The following is a 23,958-nucleotide window of genomic DNA, read 5'->3' as shown; positions in this document are numbered from 1 at the left end:
TAGTCAAGAAAGGGCAATTTTGCCGTTTTAACATAGGGATGTGTAAAATGAAGATGTCTTTCATGGGAAAATTTGGCCTCGCTGCCGTATGCGGCCTGGCTGCATCCGCACTCGCGGACAACCCGATTTCCAGCTACCATTACCTCGCCGACCCGGGTGCCGCTGCCGATGACACCTACTTCTACGTCATTACCGACTCCGACGACCCGGCGGCAGCCAATGCCAACGGCTACAACATCAAGGCCCTCTACGGTTTCCGCACCAAGGACATGAAGAACTGGACCGACTTCGGCATTATCTACGATGCCCGCAAGGTTGACGGTATCGGCGATATCTGGGCATCCGGCATTGCAGTGAACCCCAACGATCACAGGCTTTACATCGTGTTCCCCGATGGCGGTGGTGGCGGCATTGGCCTCATCGGCGCCGACAGCATTGCCGGCCCCTGGACGAACCCTGTTTCGGGCAACAAGAAGCTCATCAACAACTGGGGTGGCGGTATTTCGGACTGCGACGGCATCGGCTGGTGCTTTGACCCGGCAATCTTCTTCGATGACGACGGTACGGGCTACTTCACGTTTGGTGGCGGCAGCAGCGATAGCCGCCCGGCAAATAACAACAACAACGACATTTTCAACATCTACAAGCTCAACAAGGACATGAAGGGCTTCGATGTGAGTTCCAAGACTCACCTGAAGATCGGTGGCCCGAAGGCGATGGAAGCCTCGTACATCCACAAGTACAAGGGCAAGTATTACCTGTCTTACAGCACTGCCGACCTGCGTATTGCTTACGGCATGTCCAACAACCCGATGGGCCCCTACGAATACAAGGGCATCTTCATGGGTAACCCGAGCATTAACGGGCAGAACATCAACGCGAACAACAACAACCACCATGGCATTGCCGAATTCAAGGGCCACTGGTACGTTGCCTACCATGACCGCCGCATTGCGAACGGTTACGATGGCCTGGAAAAGATTCCTGCCGATGACGGCCAGGCGAATCCGGTACCCGCATACCACCGTAGCGTGAGCGTGGATGAGTTCTTCTACAACAACGACGGCACCATGAAGGAACTGACCTTCACGAAGGAAGGCCCGAAACAGATCGAGAACTTTGACCCGTACGATTGGTACCCGGCACTCACGAGTTCCAAGCAGAAGGGCATTCGCAGCCGTTCCAACTGGACTCCGGGCAAGGTTGCCGAACACCTGTTGCTCCCGCTTTCCACGAAGGAATCCTGGATCCGCGTGAGTGGCGTTGACTTCGGTACTGCCGCGACGGGCTTCGTGGTGCAGGCCGCAAGCACGGCTGATGGCGACAAGGTTGAAATCCACACGGGTTCTGCGACGGGTACGCTCGCTGGCACTTGCACGCTCAAGAATACCGGTAACAAGAATACCTTTGCCGAGAATTCCTGCGAAGTCACTGGCCTCAAGGGAATCGTGGAACAGGTGTTCCTCGTGTTCAAGGGCAGCAGGGATTCTACCATGGCTATCAAGGCCTGGGGCTTTGAAGGCAGCGGTACGACTCCGCCGGAACCGCAGAAGCCGTTCGGTGGCAAGGCCTGGGCTGTTCCGGGCAAGATCGAGGCCGAAAACTTCGATGAACCGGGCACGGGTCGCGGTGGCGATGTCGATTCCTACAACGAATCCGATTCCGAGAACCACGGCGACAGCGACCTCCGCGAAGGCACCGGCGTTGACCTCTATAAGAAGGCGACGGGTGTCATCGTGGGCTACAATACTGAAGGCGAATGGCTTGAATACACCATCAACGTGGCGAAGGAAGGCGACTACACGCTCTATGCCGCAGTTGCTGCCGCCGGTAACACCTCCAGCTTCAAGTTCTCCCTCGATGGAACGGACATTACCGAAGAGATTTCCGTGCCTGCGGCTAGCGAAGGCGAGGAAAACTACGACGATTACAACAAGGTCAAGGCGAACATCAAGCTCCCCGCGGGCGAACATGTCCTGAGGCTTACGGTTGTCGGTTCCTGGTTCGATATCGACTACTTCAATATCCTCGAAGGCAAGGATGCACCGGATACGGAACCGATTGGCACGGATGCCATTGGGAAAGCCGTCGCGTTCAAGGCAGTACCGTACGAAACCTACCGTGTGTTCGACCTGAAGGGCGCCATGGTCGGTAAGATCCGCCTGGACGGTGCGACTGCAGGCGAGGCCCTTCGTGCGGCTGGCTTCAACCAGGGCGTGTACATGCTCCGTTCCCTGACCGGCAACAAGAAATTCATGGTGAATACGGCAAAGTAATACCATAAAAGAGTCCCTAAACACCACACATCCAGATTGATGCTTCTCAAGAGCGTCATGAAGTGCCCCGGAGCCCCGCTCCGGGGCTCTTTTCACGCACCGAAGGTGCCCACGAAGACACTTGTGTCGAGTGTCGGGAGGGTCTTAGGGAGGGTGAGCCGTGCGAAACCCTCCCTATTTTTTATTGCCAAAACGTAAATGGAAAAATTTGTCCGGCATGGGGAAAAGTTGCTTTTTGTGGATAAATTTATAGCGTAGGGATGGCAATGTTGTCATTTTTGGTGTAAAAAGGTGTTAAAATGAAAAAAGTTGCGACTTTTGCAGGTCTTGTCAGGACAGCCGCTTGGGTTTTTGGTTGTGGAATCCTGACACCGATGGCCATGGCGTCGACCGTGAATGTGAACCTGGATGAAGAGCATCAGGTCATTCGCGGCTTCGGCGGCATGGTCCATAACCAATGGCAGGGCGGAGGCGGACTCTCCGAAGCCGATGCCAAACTTGCTTTCGGTACGGGCGATGGCCAGATTGGCCTCAATACGCTGCGCATTCCCGTATATGCAAGCTCCAACGACTTCAATAAGGAAGTGCAGGCTGCGAAGTACGCCAAGAAATACGCTGGCGATGACTTTATCTTGTATGCAACTCCGTGGACTTCCCCGTATGCGGGGGCAAACCAGCATATGGCTTCCTCGAACTACCAGAAGTACGTGGATCACCTGAATAGCTTTACGGCCTACATGAAGAATCAGGGAGTTCCTTTGTACGCAATCTCCATCAGCAACGAACCGGACTGGTGCGGCGAATGGGCTTGCTGGAGCGCTGACGAAATTTACAACTTTACCAAGGGCTACGCCGATCAGATGCGCAAGAACGGCACCAAGGTGATTTCGACGGAATCTTTCCGCTACGACAAGAACCTTTACAACAAAGTCTTGAACGATGCTTCTGCCCTCAAGAACTGGGACATTCTCGGTGCGCACTTCTATGCAAGCGACAGAAACACCGGGGACAATTTCTTCCAGTATTCTTTGGCTGACCAGAAAGGCGTGGAACGCTGGATGACAGAACACTACACCGAAAGCCAGGGCAGCGGCAACTACTGGCGTACGATTACGAATACGGGTGACCAGGCGAACCAGAACAAGCGCGATACCGTGAACGCCATGGACGTGGCTTACGAAATTCACCGCGCGATGGTTGTAGGCAACTTCAATCAGTACACCTGGTGGTACATCCGCCGTTGCTACGGCCTGATCATGGAAAAGGACTTCGGCAACAAGCTCCAGGTTTCGCAGAACGAAATCGGTAAGGTCTCGAAGCGCGGTTACGTGATGAGCCAGTTCGCACGCTTTATCCGTCCGGGTGCAATCCGCGTGGGAGCGACTGACAAGCCCGAATCGAATCTGTTTGCCAGTGCCTACAAGAGTTCAGAAGGCGACTCCGTGATTGTGGTGCTCGTGAACCGCGATTACAAGAATTCCAAGACCGTAACGGTGAACGTGAAGGGTGCCGATGTGGAAACATTCCACGTGTACACCACGAGCCAGGCGAAGAATGCCAAGTATGAAGGTGAAGTCGAAGTGAAGAACGGCTCCGTGACTATCACCATGGATGCGGGTAGCTCGGAATTCAAGGACTGCATCGTGACGCTCGTGGGCGTGGGCACTCCTGCTGACCCCGTACCTCGTGAACCGTTCGGCGGCAAGGCGATTGATTTGCCGGGCAAGATCGAGGCCGAAAACTTCGACATCCCGGGTACCGGCAAGGAAAACAAGACCTATAACGAAAATGACTCCGATGATCACGGCGAGACCAACTACCGCGAAGGCACGGGTGTCGATATCTACAAGAAGGCGACCGGCTACATCGTGGGGTACAACCAGGCTGGCGAATGGCTCGAATACACGGTGAACGTGAAGGAAGCGGGCGACTATACCTTCTTTGCCGCTGTGGCATCTGCCAATGCGACTTCCGGTTTCAACATGACCCTCGATGGCAACGAGCTCACGGGCGATATCTCTGTCCCCAAAAACGATGGTGAAGAGAACTACGACGACTACAACAAGGTGCAGAAGAACGTGACGCTCCCTGCGGGTGAACATATCCTCCGCTTTACGGTGGTCGGTGACTGGATGGACGTGGACTACTTCACCTTCGTGAAGGGCAAGGACGCGGATGACCCCGAGCCGATCGGTGGCGATACTACGCCGATTGCGGGCGCGAAGTTTGCCGCGGATAACGCTCCGGTCGCTTACGGCATTTACGATGTGAACGGCATGTTCCTTGGAAAGGTCGAAGCTAGAAGCGCATCCGATGTCAAGGCGAAGACGGCGGAACTTGTCCGTAATGGCGGCATGTTCATTGCAAGGCCTGTCCGTGGCGGCAAGACGTTCAGGTTCACCTTGACGAAGTAAAAGTTTTCCTTAGATAAAATCAAGTCCCTCGGGAATGTGTTCCTGAGGGATTTTTTTGTGACCTGGATTTGCGGGGCAAAGGCCTTTTCGGAATCTATAGCCCGGAAATCTCGACGACTTTCTTGTTGTTGGTCGACCCGATGACGACTTTCACGTCGCGCTTGTGGACTTTGTAATAGGAGGCGAGCAGTTCGCAGATGGCCTCGTTCGCGGCGCCCTCGACGGGTGGCGCCTTGACTTCGACCTTGAGGGTGCCGTCGGGTTGCGGAGTCACGCTTTCGCGCTTGCTCTTTGCGTGGACCTTGATGTTGACTCGCATGTGTTGAACGGGGAGGCTAGGCGAGGACGTTGCCTACGGGACCGAGGGGCGCGCTGGCCGGCTTGGGCTGTTCACGCTGGGGGGCGCTCCGGAGGTCGGACTGGTCGTTTTCCATGGCGGAGAGGAGTTCTTCCTGGCCGCGGATGAGGGCGCGGCAACGTATAAAGTAGTTGCTGCGGAGCTGCTTCAGCTGTTCGATTTCGGCGCGGAGGTCTTCGGCCTGTTTCTTGGTGGTCTCGACTTCGCGGACGGCCCTGGCCTTCGCTTCTGCAACAATCAGTTCGGCTTCTTTTTCGGCAGTGGCCTTCACCTCGTCGACGGTGCGCTGCATGGTGATGACGGCGTCCTGGATGGTCTTCTCGATTTGACGGTAGTAGTTTACGCGTTCTTCGGCGATTTTCAGCCGTTCGGTAAGGTCCGTCCGGTTCCTGGAAAGTTGTTCGAAGGCGTTTGCGGCCGTTTCCAAGAAAGCTTTTACCTCCTCGGCGTCGATTCCCCCGAGGGATTTCTTGTGGAAAGTCTGGTTGCGGATGTCTAGCGGAGTGAGTTCCATGGATGCCTTCCCGGATATTCTGTTTAATTCCAACTTAAAATATAATAAAAGGAGAAAAATTTTTTGGTGCTTTTTTTTCGGTTTATATTATGGAGACAAGGTTATAGATATGTTTGCTTTTTTTCGTGATTTTTGGAAGGCCCAGGACTCGGTCGAAAAGCGCCTCTTTTGGATCGTGTTCCTGGTCGAAATCGTCGTAACGGTCGCCTCCGCTGCGGTTACGTATCTTGAGGGCCAGAGTGTCTGGGGAGCCCTCGCTTGCGTCGTTTCGGGGCTCTTGCTGCTGGGTATAGGCCTTGTTTCCGTGAGGAGCCGCCGCTACGATGTCGGTTACATGGCGATGTTCTATGTGGTGGGACTGCTGCTTGTCCCGGCCATATTCTTCTTTTGCGGGGGAATCTGGAGCGGCATGCCCATGTATTGTTGCGCCGTCATGCTTGTAGACGCCGTGGCGCCGGTGAAAGCGCGGCACAAGTGGATTGCCTTCTGGATAGTCATGCTCTGGATCGCGGGCGTAATGGTTGTTTCGCTCATGGACGTGGACCTTATCCGGAAGTTCCTGAATGTGGTGCCGACGTCCATCTACGCTGTTGACGTGGTGCTTTCGTACGTCATCGTCTCCTTTGCCATCTTCTGCATCGGGACCTTTGTCGTGAACGCCTTTACCAAGGAGAGGGCCAAGACGGAATCGCTGGTAAAAAAACTCGATTACCTTTCCAAGCGCGATCCCTTGTCGGGGCTCTACAACCGCCGTTACGTTATCCAGTATTTTGAGAATATCGTCTGGCACAATAGGAGCCGTTTCTACCTGTTTATGTTCTGCGTTGACGGTTTCAGGGGTATCAACGAGGCCTATGGTCATGTCTTCGGCGACAAGGTGGTCTGCGACATCTCCGTTCTCCTGCAATCCACGGCCGACGAGGGGGAGGGCGAATGCGCGGCGCGCTATGGGGAGGATACTTTCCTCTATGTGCTGTCCTCGGATTCCGATGTGGATGCCTTCATGAAGGCGGACCAGTTCCGCGAGAGGGTGTGCGCTCTCATGTGGAAGGAATTTCCCCTCCTGAACGTGACTATTAGCGGTGGGGTCGTCTCCTGTCGTGATGACAACGAATTCGACCACGAGAGGCTCCTGAAAAAGGTGGACGACCTGCTTGATAGTATCAAGTCCCGGGGCAGGAACCAGGTTCGAAGCATGGTCGGCTAGGCCGGCCCGTTTTTCGACAATGTTAATAAAATGTTGATTAGTTGGGGAAGTCTAGGGAGTTATCCTCCCTGGCCGTTAAAAAAGGAGCCAAAGCGGCTTCCCGCCCTTGATTTGTGCAGATTTTTTGCTATTTTTGGAACTCAAAATTTTGCATTTTAAAAAGGTTTTATCATGAAAAGAACTTTCCAGCCTCACAATCGTAAGCGTGCCAACAAGCAGGGCTTTATGGCCCGCATGGAAGACCGTTGGGGTCGCGCCGTCCTGAGCCGTCGTCGTGCCAAGGGCCGCAAGCGTCTGACTGTCAGCGATTCCATCTACAAGAAGTAAGTCGGGGTGGCCTCGTGGCCGCACTGCGTTCTTACCGGCTGCCGAATCAGCCAGCCTACCGGCAAGTAGCCGTCCAGGGAAAATTCGTCCGCTCTCCGTCTTTGTCGATGCGGTGGATTGAAAGCCCGGACGGTTCTTGTCGTTTTTGCTTTTTGGCCAAAAAGAAGAACGGGAATGCGGTTTACCGCAACCGTTGCCGCAGGATCCTGCGTCCTCTCTTCTTCGGGATGATTCCCGCGATAGAAAAGCCCGTGTGGGCGATGGTCATCGTGAACGATAGTTCCGAAACGATGACTGCCGAGAGGCTTCGGGAATCTGCGGCCAAGATATTCCGCAAAATGGAATGGGGTGCGGCAGGGAATGCGGAAGGTTATGGAGAAGGTTAGCTGGGCGTTTTCGCAGGTGCTCATCGCGCCGATCCGCCTCTACCAGTTGATCCACCCGTATTTCTTCCACGGGGTGTGCCGGTTCCGGCCGACATGTTCGCAGTATGCAATCGAGGCGATCCGCATTCACGGCCCCTTCAAAGGTTTCTATCTTGCGGTTTTTAGAGTTTTGAGATGCAACCCCTTCTGCAAGGGCGGCTACGACCCGGTGCCGCCTAGAAAGGAAAAGAGATGAACAAGAATACGATTATTGGCTCCATCCTCATGGCGGTGATTGTCATTTGGTGGATGACTATGAATTCCGCAAATGCCGAGGCACAGGCCAAGGCGAAGGCCGAAGCCCAGGCGAAAGCGGCTGCCGCCCAGGTCGAAAGCGCCCAGAATGGCGCCTCCGAACTGGTTCTCCCTGCGACCGCACCGGAGGAGAAGGCTCCTCCCGTACTCGGCGCCGTTCAAGACGATTCCGCCAAGGCTTCTGACGCTGTGGCGTCCGACTCTGTGACCGCAGCAGCCGACAGCGCCGCTCCGGTGGTACCCGCGGTTGCTCCGCGTACCGTGACCGTCGAGACGGACAAGTTCATCATGACGCTTTCCAACAAGGGCGGCAAGGTGCAGAGCGTCATCGTGAAGGCGCTGAAGGATACCGCCGGCAACTATCCCGAACTCATCCAGGATACGGCGCTCGGCGCCCTCGACCTGAAACTCGGAGCCGCCGACCTGACCGACGCCCTCTTTGCGGTGGATGCTCCCGAATGGATCGTGGTGGATTCCGATACGAGCGTGCAGTTCACGTTCACGGATGCGAACGGCAACAAGGTTATCCGCAGCTACGGCTTTACGAAGGATGGGGCCGCCGTGCGCCAGGTGAATCGCTTTGTCGGGTTCAAGCCTGCCGCCTACGAACTTTCCTGGAAGGGCGGCATGAGGGAAACTGAGGCTATTCCGAAGGGCAAGAGCCTTGGCGGTGCAAGCTACTTCTTCAGCGAAGTCATCTACAGGGATAACGAGATGACCGAACGAGAAACGTTCTCCGATGCGATGACGTTCGACGATGCGAACTACTACTGGGTGGGCATGCGCCGCAAGTATGTCGCCATGTCGGTCCAGTTCGACAAGCCTGTCCCTGCCAAGGTGAACGCGAAGCATGTCGAGGTCCCGACCGAAGCGAATACGGATCCGGGGACCTACAGGCTCACTATCGCGGACGAGACCCGCGGCGCAGATTCCGTGGCCTACAGTTTCATGGTGCTCCCGCTCCAGTGGGACGAAGTCGAATCGCTCGGTCAGGGCTACGAGAAGGTAATCGTGACGGGTTCCAAGTGGTTCCCCGGTTCCAGCGTCTGGTTCGTGTGGATTTGCAAGTGGCTCCTGAAACTCCTCAAGTTCTTCTATGGCCTTATCCCGAACTACGGCGTGGCGATTATCCTCATTACGTTCGTGGTGCGCGGCCTTACGACTCCGTTTATGGTAAAGCAGATCAAGTCTACCCGCGGTATGGCTTCGCTCAAGCCGCAGCTGGACGAAATAAACGTGAAGTACAGGACCGATCCGCAGAAGAAGCAGGCTGCGATTATGGAACTCTATGCGAAGAACGGCGTGAATCCGCTTTCGAGCTGCACGGGCGGTTGCCTCCCGATGCTCATCCAGATGCCGATTTTCATGGGCCTCTTCTTTGTGCTCGGCCGTGCCATGGAACTGCGTGGCATGCCCGCCTTCCTCTGGATTAGCGACCTCAGCCGTAGCGATGTGGTGTGGAGCGGATTCTCTATCCCGTTCATCATGCCGTCCGGCCTTGCAATTCTTCCGTGGATCATGGTCGCGACGACCTATTTCCAGACAAAGGTGACGATGAGCTCCAGTGCCGGCATGGATCCTGCACAGCAGAAGATGATGGTGTGGATGATGCCTGCGATGATGTTCCTGTTCAGTGCCGTGATGCCTTCGGGTCTCGTGCTCTACTGGATTGTCGGCAATATCTGGAGCATTATCCAGTACAAGGTTATCCACAAGAAGATGGACGCCCCTGCCACCGTTTCTGACAAGCTAAAAGGCAAGGACGTGAAAGACGCCGAAATCGTCAGGAAGAAATAAATGAACTGTGCGCCGGCCGGCGCACTGTTTTCGGCGCCTTCATTGACATCCGATAGTGAATAATCTAATTTACGGACATGAAGAAAATCATGTCCATAATTTTTTTGTGTGCGGGCTTCGCCCTTTGCGATGAGATTGCGGAAGAATCTTCTGCCGATGTTGTGGAAAATGCTGCAACCGAAACGGCGGCAGTGGAAAATCAGACACAGGCGCTAGCTCCGACAGAAAAAACGGAATTGGGCTCGAGGTTCCGGGCCTTCGGTGAAATCGGTGCCGTGATTTTCGGTGCAGGCGTGCGCTACTACATGAACGAACCCAGGACGTTCTACGTGCAGGGTAGCCTTCAGTACGACGCCTTCGTTGCTTCCTTTATTCGAATTCCGGTACTCTTTTACTTGGGCGGAACCCATTGGCATGGGATTGTCGGTTTGACGATTAACATTGCCGATAACTACAAGACCGGGCAACTGGTGCATGCTGCCGCTGGTATCAACTACGATATCAACCGCCATGTCGGAATTAACATAAAGGTTCTTTCTCCGCTCAGTTGGCCCTCGGAAGTTCCCGTCTCCCCGTCTATTGGAGTACAGCTGGCTTATTAAAAATAAAGTCGCGCAAAATCCTGTGACTTTGTATACACGATTCCTGCAAGGCGAAAATTGCCTGTTTTATTTTATCCGAAACAAATTATATTTTGGCCAGTGAAGTGGTGCCCCAAGGTTCAATTATTGCCTGATTGAAAGCAATAACACGCTAGAATTAGATACTACGGTTACCTGGACTCTGGAATATACTCGATATGAGGGGAAACAGGAGGAGAAAGATTCCATCCAGGTAACCACTTTGTTTAAAGTAAAGTGACGGGCTACTTGTACTCGTCGCCTTCGAGCGGCCTGCCGAGCAGCTTGTACTTGGCCTTGATGGCCGTGCGCAGCAGCGGCCACCCGAACTTGTCGAAAGCGCCTTCCCATACGAGGTCGGCCTTGTGCTTTACGCTGGAATCCACCGGTGCGGGCAGCCACTCTTCCTTGAAGTCCGGCGCGAGTCCGGCCTGCTTGACGAGCGATGCGTAGTCGGTGTTGAGCGCGTCCTTGGCGCCCATGCGGATAAAGTGCTTTTTCTCGTCGAAACTGAAACGGCGCTGCAGGAGCTTGCGCTTGATGAAGCCCTGTTCGAGCAGTTCCCCGTATGCAAATATCGGATTGCGATCCGTCGGGAAGAGGGCTTCCATGCGGACTTCTGCTTCGATAAACTTTTCGCTCAATCCCACTTCCATGTGGCGGACTGTCGCTTCGAAACTTTCCTGCTCGGGAGTTTCGAACAGGTGCATGAAGAATGCGCCGAGGGCGGGTTGTTTCAGATAAAGGAAGAATGATTGCAGGTGCGGACAGAACTCATCACTCCGGGTGAGCGAGACTACATCGGCGTTACTTCTTTCCGCTTCGGCGAAGAATTTCTCGAAGTTGTCCTGGAAGTAGACGATGGAATCGTTCAGCACGAGGAGACGGTCAAGGCTGCCCATGGCGCTCTGCGTGCCGTTGGCTACCGGGCTGTTCACCTTGAGCTTGAGATAGCGGTGCCACATACCGAAATCGAACCCGTGATTTTGCGTGAGGAACAGCTCGATATCGTTGTCGGCGATAAATTCGAGCGATTCCTGCGAGAATTCACGCTCGTTTGTCAGAAGCACGACATGGAAATCGGTTCTCGCGAGATGCGAAAGTGCAAAGCGGACGTAGCCGGGAAGGTCTTTCCCGGTCTGGTAGCTTGCATAGAGCGCGATTTTCTTGTAGCTAGACATCCTACTCCTTGCATCTGCGGTTATCTTCTGCCGCTTCTGCCCCTGCCTCCGCGCTTGCCTGCGAGCTTTTCGCCGAAAGCCTTGGGACCTTTGGCGCCCTTGGTCTTGCGCGGTTTGCTTGCGACATGGAAGTTGTCGTCGTCGCGGTTTCGGGCTCCGCGTCCACCACGGTTGCGGTGTCCGCGTGCCGAGATATATTCCGGGGCGTCGTCATCGAAGTCGCGGTCATCGTCGGGCTGGCTCACGTAGCCGAGGGCTTCCGCCGCGGCGGCGCGGTCCGCGCGTTCATGAACGTCGCGAGATTCACCCTGACGGCGGCGCTTCTTCGGTTCGCTAGAGAGTTTTTCGATAATGCTGAAGTCCGCCTGACCGCGCAGCGGGTCTACCCGCAAAAGGCGCACCAGCACCTTGTCGCCGCGCCGGAACGTACGCCCGCTCTTCTTGCCAAAAGCAAGACCCTGATCCGGGTTGAATACGTAGAAGTCATCGCCGGCAATGTCGCGGAAACGCACCAGGCCTTCGGCAATCGGGTCTGCGATAGAAACGTAGATTCCCCATTCTTCGATGCCCGTGACGGTTGCCTCGAAGTCGTCGCCAATGTGGCTCTTCAAAATCCAGCAGCTGCACACCTTGATGGCTATGCGTTCGGTCTTCTGGTTCTTGACTTCGTTTGCCGAAATCAAGTCGCAGACTTCAATCACGCTATTCTTGCGCTCGGCGGTAATTTCCTTGCCCTTGCGCGCGAGTTCACGGTGACACCACAAGTCGGCGTAACGGCGAATCGGGCTCGTAAAGTGGGCGTAATCCTGCCAATTCAGCGCGAAGTGTCCGAAGCTGTTGCTGTCGTAATGTGCCTTCTGCATGCTGCGTAGAATGCGGTTGGTCAAAGTCTCGTCGCCCGCGGCGCGCTTCACCAAGTGTTCGTACAGCTTGAATGCCGTCGGGTTCAGGTTCGTGTCGCCGCTGCGGGGTTTGCCCAGGTCGCGCAACATCACCGGAGAATCCTTGAACAGATCCGGGTACATGTAATACAGTTCCATGATGTCCTTGGTATCCGGCGCTTCATGGATACGGTAAATGCCCTGGAGCTTGCGCTTCTTGAGTTCCTTGGCGCAGCAGTTGTTCGCGATGAGCATGCATTCTTCCACCCACGAATTTGATTCGTCGGTTACGCGCGGGTAAATCTTTTCCGGTTCACCCTTTTCGTTGAACTTGCAGCCGAATTCGGTGCTCTGGAATTCCAGCAGGCCATCCTTGGTGCGGTTCTGCTTCAAGAGTGCGGTCACCTCGGCGAGCGCCTTGATATCGTCGTCGCCGTTCTTCATCATTTCCATTGCCTGCTCGTAGGTGATGGACTTGGTAATCTTCACGATACTGCGGTGGAAATCCCAGCTGAGCACGTTCGCGTGCTTGTCGAGTTCCATCATGCAGGTGAATGCGCAGCGGTCCACGCCCTGGTGCAAGCTACAAATATTGCTCGAAAGCTTGTCCGGGAGCATCGGCACGGCGGTCCACGGCAGGTACTGCGTGTAGCTCCTTTCCAAAGCCTCTTCGTCGAGTTCGCTCCCTTCGGGTACGTAGTAGCTCACGTCGGCAATGTGCACGCCCAGCCTGTAGCCCTTTGCGGTGCGTTCCACGCTAATGGCGTCGTCGTGGTCCATGGCGCCATCGGGGTCGATACAGAGAATCGTGAGCTGCCTGTAATCCACGCGGCCCTTGAAGTCCTTGCCGCACGGTTCCTTGACGCTGTCCACATATTTCTTGATGGCGGGGCTGAAGTCTTTGGGCAAGTTCGCGTCTTCCATGAACTTTGTCTTGACTTCGTCCCAGCTGATATTCATCGCTTCGGCGCTGCGGTCGACCTTTGCCAAGTAGCTGTGCTTGAGTTTCGGGTGCGGGTACAGCGTAAAGCTGATGGTCTCGCCTTCCTTGCCCGGGGCCTGCCTGCGGTGGCACATCTCGTATACCTTGCCGGTCTCGAGTTCGTGCACTTCCCATTCTTCTTCGCCCGTCTGGTGCAGAATGCCGCGCTTCACGCGGGTCTCGTTTTCCTTGCCCGTCTGGCGGCGGCTACGTGCGCCCAGGCGGCGGTTGTCTTCGGGGTACTGTTCCGCAATCTTCTTCACGCGCTTCTCGCGCTTTTCCTCGACGGTTTCCCCGTCTCCCAGCTGGTATTCCTTGTGGCTGGTGCGCTTCAAGAGGCCTCGGTCCACCATGTCGGCGAGCAGCTGCTTGAAAGCCATCTTCTGCTTTTTGGGCAGCCCGAGTGCGCTGCGCAGGCGGCTACCGACCATCGGTTCGTCGCGCAGAATGGCAATAATCTGATCTTCACTAGGTAAATGCTGTGCCATTTTAGGCCTCCTTTGCGCCGGTATCGGCGTCTAAATTCTTTTGGGCAATTTCTTGCTGCTTGTACGGCAATGCGGATTCGATTAGGTCGTGCATCTCGTCTCGCAAGTCGTTCATGGGTGTGTTCTCGAAACTTTCGGGTGTCTGGAGCGGGTGGACGACAATGCGGACTACGCCTGGATTCATGGTCCACTTCACCTTCGGGAGGCATTCGTTGGTGCCGATGAGCGTTATGGGCAGCAGGGGAAGCTTGTTGTCCTTGGCCATACGGAAGATGCCGTTCTGGAACTTGAACATGCGGCCGTCCTCGCTGCGGTGGCCTTCGGGGAACACGGCGATGTTGTACTTGTCATCGAGGCGCTTCCGGACGAGTTTGCCCATGCCGGCATTCATGCGCGGGTTCTTGTGCACGGGAATGCAGCCGATGCTGTTGAGTACCCAGCCGAATACCGGGGCTTTCCAGAGGGCGGCTTTCGCGATGAAGGCGGTGTTGCCGAGTGCGGGCCAGATGACGTTGATATCGAGAAAACTCGCGTGGTTCGCGACGATGATGAATCCCCTTTCCTTGGGAATGTTCTCCTTGCCTTCAACGACAATCTTGATTCCGAACAACTTGAAGATGACATTCTTGAAATAGAAACTGCAGACGTTCGTGATTTCGGATTTGCGTCCGCAGATACTCTTGTAGATGATATAGGGCGTTCCGAGAATGATCATCCCGGTGAATATGGTGAGGTAGTAAAGAATAGCGCGAACGAATCCCATAAAAACCTGTAGGTTGGTAAATCCTTCCATAATGTATATTTTTTAAGGCGAGCGAAACATTAAATTCAAAATTTAATGCGATATAAGCAAAAAGACAGCCCCTAAAAGGGCTGTCTCCAAACTCGGTCGATTCTGTTAGTGCGACTTTATTTTCCAGTCGAGCGTCTGGCCGGCGGCGAGGGGGACGACTCCGTTGACTACTTCAGGAACGGTCCACGATTCTTTCACGACTTCAATCTGCTTTGTGGTCCGCGGGATTCCGTAGAAATCGGCGCCGAAGCCGCCGATGAAATTGGCGAGTTTGTCGAGGTGGCCTGCGCGTTCGAATTCCTGTACCAGGAGCGGGACGGCGACAGGTGCGCTGTAGACGCCCGCCGCACCGCAAGGGCATTCCTTTTTGCCCTGCTGGTGCGGGGCGGAGTCCGTGCCGAGGAAAAACTTCGGGTTGCCGCTGAAGGCTGCCTCGCGGATGGCGGCACGGTCTTCTGGTCGCTTCGGAAGCGGCTTGCAGAAGTGGTGCGGCCTGAGCGCGTCTCCGACGACGTCGTCGAGAGTCATCATCAGGTGGTGAACCGTGAATGTCGCCGCCACATTTGCGGGGAGCTTCTTGACGGTTTCGACCGACTTTGCGGAACTCAGGTGCTCAAAGACGATTTTCAACTTCGGGAACTTTGCCGCAAGCGTCTCGACGCGCTTGATAAACGCAGGTTCGCGGTCCAGGCAGAATTCGCCCGGTTCTTCGCCGTGTACGCACAGCACGAGCCCGAGCTTTTCCATCATCGCAACTACCGGGAAAACCGCTTCGAAGTCGCTGATGCCATCGGCACTGTTCGTGGTGACGCCTGCGGGGTAGTACTTCCCCGCGATAACGCCCACCGCCATCATGTCCTTCAAGTCCTGTTCCGTGTAGTTCGGGTTCAGTTTGAAAGTCATGAGCGGTTCAAAGTCGGGGCGCACGTCCTTCGCGGCTTCGAGAATTTGCTTCTTGTAATCGCTTATCGCCTTCGCGCTTGTCATCGCGGGAACGGTGTTCGGCATGATGATGGCGCGTCCGAATTGCTGCACGAGGTCGCGCACGTATCCGGGCATGAGTTCGCCCTGGCGCAGGTGCGCGTGAAAATCGTCGGGAAGGGGGAGAAACATTTTGAAATCCTTTTGTAAAATGTGTAATGTGTAGTGTGTAATGTGTGAAGGCTAATTATTCATTTGGCATTCCACACTCCACATTGCCGCGTAGCGGCTTTACCCGCTTGCGCGAAGGTCGCGGAAGAGTTCTTTTGTAATTTCGGTGTCCCCGTGAAGCCACGTGTCGAAGGAATGGGGCTCGGTCAATGTCTTTTGGGCAAGGAAGGTTATCTTGCAGCCTAGTTCCTTTGCTACCATCAAGTCGTGGGTGACAATGATGATGGACGTCTTGAACAGGGTTCGCATGTTGTCGATCAACGGCAGCAGGTTTCGGCGGTTGTAGTTGTCGAGGCCTGCAGTCGGTTCGTCCATGAGCAAGAGCTGCGGGCCCATGGCCCAGCTGCGGGCGATTGCGACACGCTTCTGCATGCCGACGCTCAACTGGTGCGGGAACATGCCGGCGCAGTCGCGGACGCGCATGAGGTCCATGGCCATGTTAATCTTGTCTTCGATTTCCGTCGGGGTGCCGACTTTGTGATAACGTAACGGAAGGGCGATGTTGTCTCGGACGCGGAGGTTCGAAATGAGGGCGCCGTTCTGGAATACGAACCCGACCTGGCGTTTTGCCACTTCGAGGGCCGTAAGTCTCTCGGGCGGGATGTATTCCCCGAAATAGTAGAGTTTCCCAAGGTTCGGGCGGGCAAGTCCTGCGATGACGCGGAGAAGCGCGCTTTTGCCCTGTCCGGAGCCGCCGCCGATGCACAACGTTTCGCCTTTCTTGAGGACGAGGTTTGCACCAGAAATCAGTTCCTCTTCGCCGGGCTGGATGCCGGATTCGAAAAAGCCGAGCGCCCTTGGCTTGGAAAAAGCCGTCCCGATCAGTCCCCGGTAGGACAGGTGCAGGTTGTCAATTCTGAGGGCCTCGTCAAACATCAGATTATCTTCGAAATCTCGTTGAAATAGTCGATGAAATAGAACAGGGAAAGGAATACGTCGGCGCAGACAATGTAGAAGAACGACTTGATGACGGACTTGCCGGTGGCTTTGGGCACCTGGCGGATGTCACGGGGAATGTTCATTGCCTGGTAGCAGGCGTTGGTGGTAATGATACTTCCGAAAACGAGCGGCTTGATGACGATGAAGATGAAATCCATGAATGTCATGGCGTTGAGGATTTCGGTCGACAGGTAGTCCCATGTGAGCTGCAGGTTGATGGCGTTGCCTGTGATGGCGATGGCAATCTTCGTCATCAGGAATCCGGCACAGATAGCGCTTGCGCTGAAGACTATGGTCATGATGAAGGTTGCAACGGCGCCGCCGATGAGTCCCGGCATTACAAGATAACGGATGGGGTCTACGCCCATGGATGCGAGTGCGTCGACCTCGGAGTTGATGACCATGCCGCCGATGTAGGTAGTGAGCGACGAACCGCTACGGCCTGCAATCAGGAATGCCGTGAGGATAGGCCCGAGTTCACGAATGATGACGACGACCATGAGGCCGCCGACCACGTCCGAGAATCCGACCTTGCCCATCATGGTAATGACTTCGACAATGACGACGGTTCCAAAAAGGGTTGCGACGACAAACAGGATGGGGAATATTTCGACACCGGTGAAGAAGGTCTGCAGGATGATGTTCTTCGAGTCGGTCTTGAAGCTGCGGCTCCTGGAAAAGAGGGACATGAACGCACGGATGAACAAGGCAACCTGCTGCCCCGCAGTCTTGCGCAGCAGGAAGAGTCCCAGCGAGTGGAACATCTTGCCGATGACGGTTAGCTGTTCGTCCTTATTTGTTTCCATCTACTATGTTCGTCCCGTTTATCGCACTCAGTATGTCTTGCCAGAGCGTTGCAATCCCGTGGCCCTTGACGGCACTTACGCACAGGGGCTTTTCGGGTAGGGAGAGACGTTCCTGAATCTGCCTCAGCCCTTTCGCCAGTTCCGACTGGTTCACCTTGTCCCGCTTGCTGGCGATTACCAGCACCGGGCAGCCCGTGTTACGGATGCTCTCCACCGTATCGATGTCGGTGGGGGAGCCTCCGTGGCGTATGTCCACCAGGTACACAAGCCCGCGCAGGTCCTTGCACTTTTCCACGTACTCGCGGATAAATTCGGACATCTGGTCGCGCTTCGCGTTGCTCACCTTGGCAAAGCCTACACCAGGTAAATCTACAAGAAAAAACTGGTTGTTGACTTTGAAGAAATTGATTTCGCGGGTCTTTCCGGGGGTAGAACTGACCTTGACCAGCTTTTTTTGCCCCATGAGGGCGTTCATGAGCGATGACTTGCCCACATTGGAGCGTCCGAGGAAGGCTACCATCGGGAGTCTTTCTTCGGGGAGGCCCTTGAGGTTTACCGCCGCCTTCACGAATTCCGCGGACGTGACGGTGAAATCGCCGAACTTTACCGGGTTCACAGGCTTACCCTCCCTTCGAAGGCTCGGAGCATGGTGATTTCGTCGACGAATTCGAGGTCGGAACCCATTGGGATTCCACGGGCAAGCCGGGTTCGCTTGACGCTTGATCCGGCAAGCATGCGGTCTATCATGAGGGCGGTGCTGTCGGCTTCGGGGCTAGACCCGAGCGCGAGGACGAGCTCTTCGATGCCTTCGTCCTTGATCCGCTGGACCAGCTGCGAAAGGTGCAGCTGCTCGGGGCCAATCCCGTCGAGCGGGGAGATGACATTCCCGAGCACGAAGTAGAGGCCCTTGAAGATGCCGGAGCGTTCGAAGGGCAGGATGTCGGAACTCTTTTCCACGACGCACATGGCCTTCGCGCCCTGCCGTTCACTGCAGATGGGACATTGCTCCTCGTCGGTAAAGGCGTGGCACTTGGGACAGGGATGGACTTTCTCGATGGCGTTCGTGAGGTTGCCCGCGAAGCGCTCGATGTCGCTTTTGGGCCGTGTCAGTACGTGATAGGCGAGACGGCGTGCCGTCTTTTGGCCTATCCCGGGAAGGCCTGCGAATTCGGCGATGAGCGCCTCGAGGCTTTCCGGTTCAACGCTCATGGGCCCACGTGTATGCGTCATTGACGCAACGGTTGAGGAGTGCTGCGGAAATGTTCAGTTCCTTGAGGAGCGCGACGATGGCGGCCTGGTCGTCCTGTTCCACGGCATCTGCTAGTCGGAGGAGTTCCCCGAGACGTCCGGAACGCTGCAATAGCGCTATCCGCATTTCTTCGTCGGCAGGCGAATCGGTGAGGATGGACTCGAGCGGTGCGCCGAGGAGAGCATCCATGCGGCTGATGAGACCGACCATGAAGGCCTTTGCGGGCAGGTCGTCGTCGGTGCCGCGGACCACGCGTGCGAGGAGTTCCAGGAACTTCGCGCGGTGGCTCGCGTTCTGGAACAGGGGCGAACTCTGAGGCGTCATGCCCATCTCGGGTCGCGCGTAGAGCATGAGCATCAGCCATTCCTGAATGTTCCTCATGCCGATCCAGATGATGGCGTCGCGCACGTTCGCGATGCTGTGGCTCCTGAACTGGGCGTCCGAGTTCACGAAGCGAAGCAGGTTCGCGGCCACGTTGCCGTTCTCGGAAAAACATTCGCAGAGCTTGTCGAGGGTCGGATGCGTGCGGAGCAAAAGCAGTATGCGGAGAATCGCGGCGGAGGTCGCGTCGATCTTTCGGCCCGTCACGAGCTCGGGCTTTGCGAAGAAGAACCCCTGGAAGTAGTCGTATCCGTCGGCGAGGCACTTCTTGAAACAAGCCTTGGTCTCGACCTTCTCGGCGAGGACCTTGATGTTTTTGGCCTTGAAGAACCTGGCGGCTTCGGCTAGCGCATCCTCGCTGTTCTCGACGATGTCCATCTTTACGTAGTTGACATAGGGGAACAGTGGCTGGCAGCGGGCAAGGAACTGCTCGTTGTAGATGAAGTCATCGAGCGCGATTTCGAAGCCGCGGGCCTTGTAGCGCTCAACGGCTTTTACCAGGGCGTCGTCGACTTCCACGTCTTCGAGAACTTCGAGCACAAAGCAGCGAGGGTTCAACAGCCCGAACAGGTTGTCGAGCAGCATCTCCCGGCTGCAGTTCACGAACGCCTTGTGGTCGCCGATGAGCTTCGGGAGCCCGATGTTGTTGAGCACGTTTTCGAGGACCTGGGCGGTCGCGAGGACGTCGCTTGCGATGACTGCGGTGTCGCTCGTGGGCGAATCGCGGAACAGGAGCTCATAGGCGAATATTTTCCCATCGCGGTCGAGGATGGGCTGGCGTGCTAGGTATGCGAGAGATTCCATGGTCTAGATGCGCGCGCTCTTGATACCGAACAGGAGGATGCTGCGGGCGCCTGCGTCCCAGAGCTTGTCCATGATGGCGTTCGCCTCTTCTTGCGGGACCATCGCCTTCACGGAGTACCACTCGCGGCCGTGCAGCTTGGTCACGGTCGGGGCGTCGAGCCCGGGCGTGAGTTCGCATGCTTTCTGGAGCAGTTCTGCGGGGCAGTCGTACTCGATCATCATGTACGACTGGGCGACGAGCTTGCCCTCGATGCGGCGGATGAGCGTATTGACTTCTTCGAGTTCCGTCTTCTGCGGGTTGCAGAACAGGGCGGCGTTGCTGCGGAACAGCGGGTCGCCCACGATGCGAAGCCCGGCCTGCTTGAGGGTCGTGCCGGTTTCCACCACGTCCACAATCGCGTCTGCCACGCCGAGGCTCACGGAAATTTCAACGGCGCCTTCAAGCACCACGAAATCCATCGGCTTCTTGTAGAAGCTTTCCACGATGTTCGGGAAACTGGTGGCGATGGTCTTGTCCTTCAGTTCGTCGAGGCTCTGCACCGGGCTGTCGTTCGGGACGGCGGCGCACATCTTGGAAGCGCCGAAGGGGAGGTCCAGAACCTTCACCGCGGGGCTCTTCGCTTCGGCGTTGAAGTCGATGCCGGTGATGCCTGCGTCGATGATGCCGCGACCCACGTACATCGGGATATCGCTGGGGCGGAGGAAGAAGAATTCGATGCCGTTCTTCGTGTCGAGCTGAGTCAGAGTCTTGTAGGGCTTGGATGCCTTGTAGCCGCAGGCCTTCAGGAGTTCCTGCGTGGGTTCGAAAAGCATGCCCTTGTTCGGGAGAGCTACCTTGATCATAGTTTAGCGTACACCTCTTCGAGAGTTAAGCCCTTTTCGGCCATCATCACGGCCACGTAGTAGAGCACCTGGGAAAGTTCGAGACACTGCGCGTCGCGGCTTTCGAAGCGGGCGGCCTGCCAGCTTTCGGCGGCTTCTTCCACGAGCTTCTTGCCGATGGCGTGCGGACCCTTCTTGAAGAGTTCCGTGGTTCCCTTGCCTTCGGGCATTTCCTTTTTGCGCTGGCACGCCAGTGCGTACATTTCTTCGAACGTCATGATAGACCTCTTTATGTTTTTACTCAGTAAAAGATAGTTTTTTAGAAGTGCTGCGAAGGCCGCACGGGCCGAAAATCAAGTTATATTTTGCATGTGCAGAAGAGAAAGAAGAAAATTGTCTGTGTTGCGGTTTTGGCTTGCGTGACTGTGGCAGTTGCCTTTGTGGTGTTCTGCTGCCGCGATGGCGGGGAAGGAACATCGCACGAGACCAGGCCGCTTTTCGATGTGCTCGACAGCGCGAACATGATGCTCGTGACGCCGGTAGGTCTTGGTGACCATGCGAAGGGCAAGGTGATTAGCGGTCGTGCCTACCAGAACTTCGTTCAGTTGCTGCGCCTTGCCGATGCGAAGGAAACGCTTCTCGATACCTTCCATACGGAATGCGCGACGGGTGTGCGTGTACAGCTCTTTCATGATACTTTGTCTGTAGCGGAACTGCGTGTTGCCGACAAAATCGGGCGTGTCGGTGACGATATCGGCGTGTGGGAACCCGAAAAGCCTGTGACGATGCGGAAGGTAAACGCCTTTTTGCGGAACCAGGGCGTGAAGTTCCGGCCATGCCCCATAGGGTCGGCCGATGTGTCGGAGGATCCTGACTTTGCGCTGAACGGAATGATTCTTGACCGCGATACGGCAGTCGGGAAGCCCCTTTACGATTTGCTGAAAGATTCAGAACACGCGATAGTCAGTTTTACAGGAATTGCCTTACCGAAGAACGTTACGCGCAAGAATAAGAAAAAGACAATTGACGTTGTTGCCCAAGAATTGCAGAAACATGGGAATGTTGAACTCGATTCCAGCCAGTTGCAGGAACTCCTTTCGCTGTTACGCACGCCCAAGCGGGAATCCTTTTCCGGTGGGTGCCTGTGCATCTCCAGGGCGACGATCTCGTTCTACCAGGATTCCGTAAAAACGTTTAGGCTGCATGTAATCGGAAGTGACTACGGAACTTTCGAAAAGCATGACCTCCTGTCGGGCGTCGGTGCGAGCGGCATATGGGAAAGTGCAAACCCACAGGCGCTCAAGGCGTTCTTTGACCGCATCAGGGCCCCGCTGGAAGAAGCGGAGCGGGGAAAACTCCCGATAGAGACGCCAGTACTGATACTAAAGTGAATCCTTGCAATTTTGCTGCCGTTTAATGCAAAATTGGATAAAAGTGCCCGTTTTTTTACAAAAAAGGCTGTTTTGTACATTTTTTTACACACTCTTATTGACTTTTTGTCCATGAAAAAGGGTTGTTTTGCAGGAATATTCCTGTTTGTGGAAAATAATTTTATGGAAGACAAAGGAGTGTGTTATGGATGTGAAGAAGTTTTCGGAGATTTTGACCATCGTGCTATGGCTGGTGGGGGGAATCCTGATGCTTACGACGCTTGCCAATGCGGCCCCGAACCCTAATTTCCATATTTATATTGCCTACGGGCAGTCCAACATGGCGGGTAACGGCGATATCGTTCCTTCCGAAGACCAGGACAAGTACAAGGACAAGTTCCTGATGCTCGCCTCGCATAACGCAAACGCGAGCCAGCGTAGCGGCAAGACGAATCAGTCTATCAAGACTGGCGAATGGTACACGGCTATCCCCCCGATGTTCCACCCCTTCGAGAACCTCTCCCCGGCGGACTACTTCGGCCGCGCGATGGTGGATTCCCTGCCGGGCGTAACCGTGGGCATTATCCCGGTCGCTATCGGTGCGGTGAGCATTCGTGCCTTCGACAAGGACCAGTACGAAAGCTACTTCAAGGGCGACGGCAAGGACATTATGAGCTGGGGTTGGCCCAAGGATTACGACAACAACCCTCCGGGACGCATTCTGGAACTCGCCAAGAAGGCTAAGGAAGTGGGCGTCATCAAGGGCTTCATTTTCCACCAGGGCGAAAGCGACGGCACCGACGACAACTGGCGCCGCACCGTCTACAAGACTTACAAGGATATTATCGACGCGCTCGACCTCGACGAGAACGAGGTTCCGTTCGTTGCCGGCGAACTCCTCCAGGAAGGCAACAACTGCTGCGGAAGCAAGAATGGCGGAATTGCGCAACTCAAGAACAACTTCAAGAAGTTCGGGCTTGCATCCTCAAAAGGTTTGCAGGGTAACGGCAAGGACCCGTACCACTTTGGGCGCGCGGGCGTGATTGAGCTCGGCAGGCGCTACTGCTCCGAGATGCTCAAGCTTATCGACAAGACGATTGACCCGGATGCCCCGCCGGTAAACCTGGTGGACCCGAGCCAGTCTACGGTTCCTGACGAACCGCCCGAAGAATATGGACCCTACACCGACCCGATCGAAATCCCGGGCAAGGTGCAGGCCGAAAACTACAACAAGGGTGGTGCGAATAAGGCCTATTACGACCTGAACAAGGGTAACGAGGGCGGCAAGCTCCGCAAGGACGACGTGGATATCTACCAGCCGAACATGGGCATTGTCGTGGGGTACTGCCAGAAGGGCGAGTGGCTCAAGTACACCGTGAACGTGGCTGCCGATGGTGAATACGAGATTTCTGCCAACGTGGCGGGTGAGAACGGAACCGGTAGCTTGACGCTTTATATGGACGACCAGCCTATCGGTACCGAGATGGCCAATACCGGGAAAGGCTTTGATGCGTTCGAAGTTGTAAGTGGTGGCAAGGCTTCGCTTAAGGCGGGCGAGCACGAACTGAAAATTGAAATAACCAACGACTGGATTGATATCGACTACGTGGAATTCAAGGCGGTGTCGGCTGGTACTGACGGTCTTGCGCTGCCCCTGAACTTGATGACCGAAGCCGAAAGCAGTTTTGCGATAATGGACCTGCAGGGGCGCGTGATCTCTGTCATAAAGGCTCGTAATATGCGCGAGGCGGTCGAAAAAATGAAGAATAATGTGATGTCCGACATTGCCCCGAAGGGTGTTTATTTTGTAGTTTCCAATCCAGGAACAAAAAACCAGAAGATGCAAAAGGTGGTACGGTATGAATAAAGGCGAACTCGTAATTGTCAAACAAATAGTCTTTTTTATGGCTATTGCCG

The 23,958-nt window shown here is 55.4% G+C and carries 23 protein-coding genes; 10 read left to right on the top strand and 13 right to left on the bottom strand.

Going from position 1 to position 23,958, the window contains the following annotated elements:
- Positions 1 to 47: 47 nt before the first annotated feature.
- Together B2952_RS11765 and B2952_RS11760 are read left to right on the top strand one after the other, a co-directional pair.
- Positions 48 to 2,276, top strand: a complete 2,229-nt coding sequence (locus tag B2952_RS11765) for a carbohydrate-binding protein (protein WP_290734187.1) — start codon at positions 48 to 50, stop codon at positions 2,274 to 2,276.
- Positions 2,277 to 2,575: 299 nt separating this feature from the next.
- Positions 2,576 to 4,690, top strand: coding sequence for a carbohydrate-binding protein (locus B2952_RS11760; RefSeq protein ID WP_290734190.1), 2,115 nt, complete (start codon positions 2,576 to 2,578; stop codon positions 4,688 to 4,690).
- 94 nt (positions 4,691 to 4,784) lie between these two features.
- On the opposite strand, the gene B2952_RS11755 is transcribed toward B2952_RS11760, so the two are convergent.
- Positions 4,785 to 5,009: a DUF167 domain-containing protein gene (locus tag B2952_RS11755; RefSeq protein ID WP_173382192.1), complete on the bottom strand. Its 225-nt coding sequence runs from the start codon at positions 5,007 to 5,009 to the stop codon at positions 4,785 to 4,787.
- 16 nt (positions 5,010 to 5,025) lie between these two features.
- Positions 5,026 to 5,562, bottom strand: coding sequence for a DivIVA domain-containing protein (locus B2952_RS11750; protein ID WP_173382193.1), 537 nt, complete (start codon positions 5,560 to 5,562; stop codon positions 5,026 to 5,028).
- Positions 5,563 to 5,671: 109 nt separating this feature from the next.
- On the opposite strand from B2952_RS11750, the gene B2952_RS11745 reads away from it, so the two are divergent.
- The 6 genes from B2952_RS11745 to B2952_RS11720 all read left to right on the top strand — a co-directional run bounded on the left by B2952_RS11745 (position 5,672) and on the right by B2952_RS11720 (position 10,175).
- Positions 5,672 to 6,769: a GGDEF domain-containing protein gene (locus B2952_RS11745; RefSeq protein WP_290726160.1), complete on the top strand. Its 1,098-nt coding sequence runs from the start codon at positions 5,672 to 5,674 to the stop codon at positions 6,767 to 6,769.
- Between the two features lie 171 nt (positions 6,770 to 6,940).
- Complete coding sequence (gene rpmH / locus B2952_RS11740; RefSeq protein WP_173366331.1) at positions 6,941 to 7,096, top strand: 50S ribosomal protein L34; 156 nt, start codon at positions 6,941 to 6,943, stop codon at positions 7,094 to 7,096.
- Positions 7,097 to 7,110: 14 nt separating this feature from the next.
- Positions 7,111 to 7,482, top strand: a complete 372-nt coding sequence (locus B2952_RS11735; RefSeq protein WP_290728391.1) for a ribonuclease P protein component — start codon at positions 7,111 to 7,113, stop codon at positions 7,480 to 7,482.
- Positions 7,469 to 7,717: a membrane protein insertion efficiency factor YidD gene (gene yidD / locus B2952_RS11730; RefSeq protein ID WP_290728393.1), complete on the top strand. Its 249-nt coding sequence runs from the start codon at positions 7,469 to 7,471 to the stop codon at positions 7,715 to 7,717. The genes B2952_RS11735 and yidD overlap by 14 nt, the downstream gene beginning before the upstream one ends.
- Positions 7,714 to 9,573, top strand: coding sequence for a YidC/Oxa1 family insertase periplasmic-domain containing protein (locus B2952_RS11725; protein ID WP_290734192.1), 1,860 nt, complete (start codon positions 7,714 to 7,716; stop codon positions 9,571 to 9,573). The genes yidD and B2952_RS11725 overlap by 4 nt, the downstream gene beginning before the upstream one ends.
- Positions 9,574 to 9,662: 89 nt before the next feature.
- A complete protein-coding gene (locus B2952_RS11720) occupies positions 9,663 to 10,175 on the top strand; it encodes a hypothetical protein (protein ID WP_290726166.1) in 513 nt (170 codons plus the stop codon).
- Between the two features lie 263 nt (positions 10,176 to 10,438).
- On the opposite strand, the gene B2952_RS11715 is transcribed toward B2952_RS11720, so the two are convergent.
- The 11 genes from B2952_RS11715 to hisE form a co-directional block, all read right to left on the bottom strand.
- Positions 10,439 to 11,374, bottom strand: a complete 936-nt coding sequence (locus tag B2952_RS11715; protein WP_290726168.1) for a hypothetical protein — start codon at positions 11,372 to 11,374, stop codon at positions 10,439 to 10,441.
- A gap of 20 nt (positions 11,375 to 11,394) precedes the next feature.
- Entirely contained in the window at positions 11,395 to 13,725 is a 2,331-nt protein-coding gene (locus B2952_RS11710) for a ribonuclease R family protein (RefSeq protein ID WP_290734196.1), read from the bottom strand.
- 1 nt (position 13,726) lies between these two features.
- Positions 13,727 to 14,518, bottom strand: a complete 792-nt coding sequence (locus tag B2952_RS11705) for a lysophospholipid acyltransferase family protein (RefSeq protein ID WP_290781623.1) — start codon at positions 14,516 to 14,518, stop codon at positions 13,727 to 13,729.
- 105 nt (positions 14,519 to 14,623) lie between these two features.
- On the bottom strand, positions 14,624 to 15,631 hold the full coding sequence (pyrC, locus tag B2952_RS11700; RefSeq protein ID WP_290734198.1) for a dihydroorotase: 1,008 nt from the start codon (positions 15,629 to 15,631) through the stop codon (positions 14,624 to 14,626).
- A gap of 99 nt (positions 15,632 to 15,730) precedes the next feature.
- Positions 15,731 to 16,546, bottom strand: coding sequence for an ABC transporter ATP-binding protein (locus tag B2952_RS11695; RefSeq protein ID WP_173382202.1), 816 nt, complete (start codon positions 16,544 to 16,546; stop codon positions 15,731 to 15,733).
- A complete protein-coding gene (locus B2952_RS11690) occupies positions 16,546 to 17,415 on the bottom strand; it encodes an MlaE family ABC transporter permease (RefSeq protein WP_290728410.1) in 870 nt (289 codons plus the stop codon). Before B2952_RS11690 ends, B2952_RS11695 begins: the two co-directional genes overlap by 1 nt.
- A complete protein-coding gene (yihA, locus tag B2952_RS11685) occupies positions 17,402 to 18,031 on the bottom strand; it encodes a ribosome biogenesis GTP-binding protein YihA/YsxC (protein ID WP_290728412.1) in 630 nt (209 codons plus the stop codon). The genes B2952_RS11690 and yihA overlap by 14 nt, the downstream gene beginning before the upstream one ends.
- Complete coding sequence (gene recR, locus B2952_RS11680) at positions 18,028 to 18,624, bottom strand: recombination mediator RecR (RefSeq protein WP_173366323.1); 597 nt, start codon at positions 18,622 to 18,624, stop codon at positions 18,028 to 18,030. Before recR ends, yihA begins: the two co-directional genes overlap by 4 nt.
- Positions 18,614 to 19,849, bottom strand: a complete 1,236-nt coding sequence (locus B2952_RS11675; RefSeq protein WP_290728414.1) for an EAL and HDOD domain-containing protein — start codon at positions 19,847 to 19,849, stop codon at positions 18,614 to 18,616. Before B2952_RS11675 ends, recR begins: the two co-directional genes overlap by 11 nt.
- A gap of 3 nt (positions 19,850 to 19,852) precedes the next feature.
- Positions 19,853 to 20,692, bottom strand: coding sequence for an ATP phosphoribosyltransferase (hisG, locus tag B2952_RS11670; protein ID WP_290726182.1), 840 nt, complete (start codon positions 20,690 to 20,692; stop codon positions 19,853 to 19,855).
- Entirely contained in the window at positions 20,689 to 20,949 is a 261-nt protein-coding gene (gene hisE / locus B2952_RS11665; protein WP_072812962.1) for a phosphoribosyl-ATP diphosphatase, read from the bottom strand. Before hisE ends, hisG begins: the two co-directional genes overlap by 4 nt.
- Before the next feature lie 93 nt (positions 20,950 to 21,042).
- On the opposite strand from hisE, the gene B2952_RS11660 reads away from it, so the two are divergent.
- Positions 21,043 to 22,062, top strand: coding sequence for a hypothetical protein (locus B2952_RS11660; RefSeq protein ID WP_290728416.1), 1,020 nt, complete (start codon positions 21,043 to 21,045; stop codon positions 22,060 to 22,062).
- Positions 22,063 to 22,246: 184 nt separating this feature from the next.
- On the top strand, positions 22,247 to 23,908 hold the full coding sequence (locus tag B2952_RS11655) for a sialate O-acetylesterase (RefSeq protein ID WP_290728418.1): 1,662 nt from the start codon (positions 22,247 to 22,249) through the stop codon (positions 23,906 to 23,908).
- The last annotated feature ends 50 nt before the right edge of the window (positions 23,909 to 23,958 follow it).

It is taken from the genome of Fibrobacter sp. UBA7003 (assembly GCA_002449765.1).
Taxonomy (GTDB): domain Bacteria; phylum Fibrobacterota; class Fibrobacteria; order Fibrobacterales; family Fibrobacteraceae; genus Fibrobacter.
Note: the sequence above shows the minus strand (reverse complement) of the source record. Positions and strands in the feature narration are given on the sequence as shown.

What these genes read in the sequence shown, in the direction of transcription:
- hisE (WP_072812962.1), bottom strand. Translation starts at nt 20,949, where the DNA reads ATGACGTTCGAAGAAATGTACGCACTGGCGTGCCAGCGCAAAAAGGAA.
- B2952_RS11690 (WP_290728410.1), bottom strand. Translation starts at nt 17,415, where the DNA reads ATGGAAACAAATAAGGACGAACAGCTAACCGTCATCGGCAAGATGTTC.
- rpmH (WP_173366331.1), top strand. Translation starts at nt 6,941, where the DNA reads ATGAAAAGAACTTTCCAGCCTCACAATCGTAAGCGTGCCAACAAGCAG.
- B2952_RS11715 (WP_290726168.1), bottom strand. Translation starts at nt 11,374, where the DNA reads ATGTCTAGCTACAAGAAAATCGCGCTCTATGCAAGCTACCAGACCGGG.
- B2952_RS11760 (WP_290734190.1), top strand. Translation starts at nt 2,576, where the DNA reads ATGAAAAAAGTTGCGACTTTTGCAGGTCTTGTCAGGACAGCCGCTTGG.
- hisG (WP_290726182.1), bottom strand. Translation starts at nt 20,692, where the DNA reads ATGATCAAGGTAGCTCTCCCGAACAAGGGCATGCTTTTCGAACCCACG.
- B2952_RS11765 (WP_290734187.1), top strand. Translation starts at nt 48, where the DNA reads ATGAAGATGTCTTTCATGGGAAAATTTGGCCTCGCTGCCGTATGCGGC.
- B2952_RS11755 (WP_173382192.1), bottom strand. Translation starts at nt 5,009, where the DNA reads ATGCGAGTCAACATCAAGGTCCACGCAAAGAGCAAGCGCGAAAGCGTG.
- B2952_RS11750 (WP_173382193.1), bottom strand. Translation starts at nt 5,562, where the DNA reads ATGGAACTCACTCCGCTAGACATCCGCAACCAGACTTTCCACAAGAAA.
- B2952_RS11675 (WP_290728414.1), bottom strand. Translation starts at nt 19,849, where the DNA reads ATGGAATCTCTCGCATACCTAGCACGCCAGCCCATCCTCGACCGCGAT.
- B2952_RS11720 (WP_290726166.1), top strand. Translation starts at nt 9,663, where the DNA reads ATGTCCATAATTTTTTTGTGTGCGGGCTTCGCCCTTTGCGATGAGATT.
- B2952_RS11705 (WP_290781623.1), bottom strand. Translation starts at nt 14,518, where the DNA reads ATGGAAGGATTTACCAACCTACAGGTTTTTATGGGATTCGTTCGCGCT.
- B2952_RS11710 (WP_290734196.1), bottom strand. Translation starts at nt 13,725, where the DNA reads ATGGCACAGCATTTACCTAGTGAAGATCAGATTATTGCCATTCTGCGC.
- B2952_RS11695 (WP_173382202.1), bottom strand. Translation starts at nt 16,546, where the DNA reads ATGTTTGACGAGGCCCTCAGAATTGACAACCTGCACCTGTCCTACCGG.
- B2952_RS11745 (WP_290726160.1), top strand. Translation starts at nt 5,672, where the DNA reads ATGTTTGCTTTTTTTCGTGATTTTTGGAAGGCCCAGGACTCGGTCGAA.
- pyrC (WP_290734198.1), bottom strand. Translation starts at nt 15,631, where the DNA reads ATGTTTCTCCCCCTTCCCGACGATTTTCACGCGCACCTGCGCCAGGGC.
- recR (WP_173366323.1), bottom strand. Translation starts at nt 18,624, where the DNA reads ATGAGCGTTGAACCGGAAAGCCTCGAGGCGCTCATCGCCGAATTCGCA.
- B2952_RS11725 (WP_290734192.1), top strand. Translation starts at nt 7,714, where the DNA reads ATGAACAAGAATACGATTATTGGCTCCATCCTCATGGCGGTGATTGTC.
- B2952_RS11655 (WP_290728418.1), top strand. Translation starts at nt 22,247, where the DNA reads ATGGATGTGAAGAAGTTTTCGGAGATTTTGACCATCGTGCTATGGCTG.
- yidD (WP_290728393.1), top strand. Translation starts at nt 7,469, where the DNA reads ATGGAGAAGGTTAGCTGGGCGTTTTCGCAGGTGCTCATCGCGCCGATC.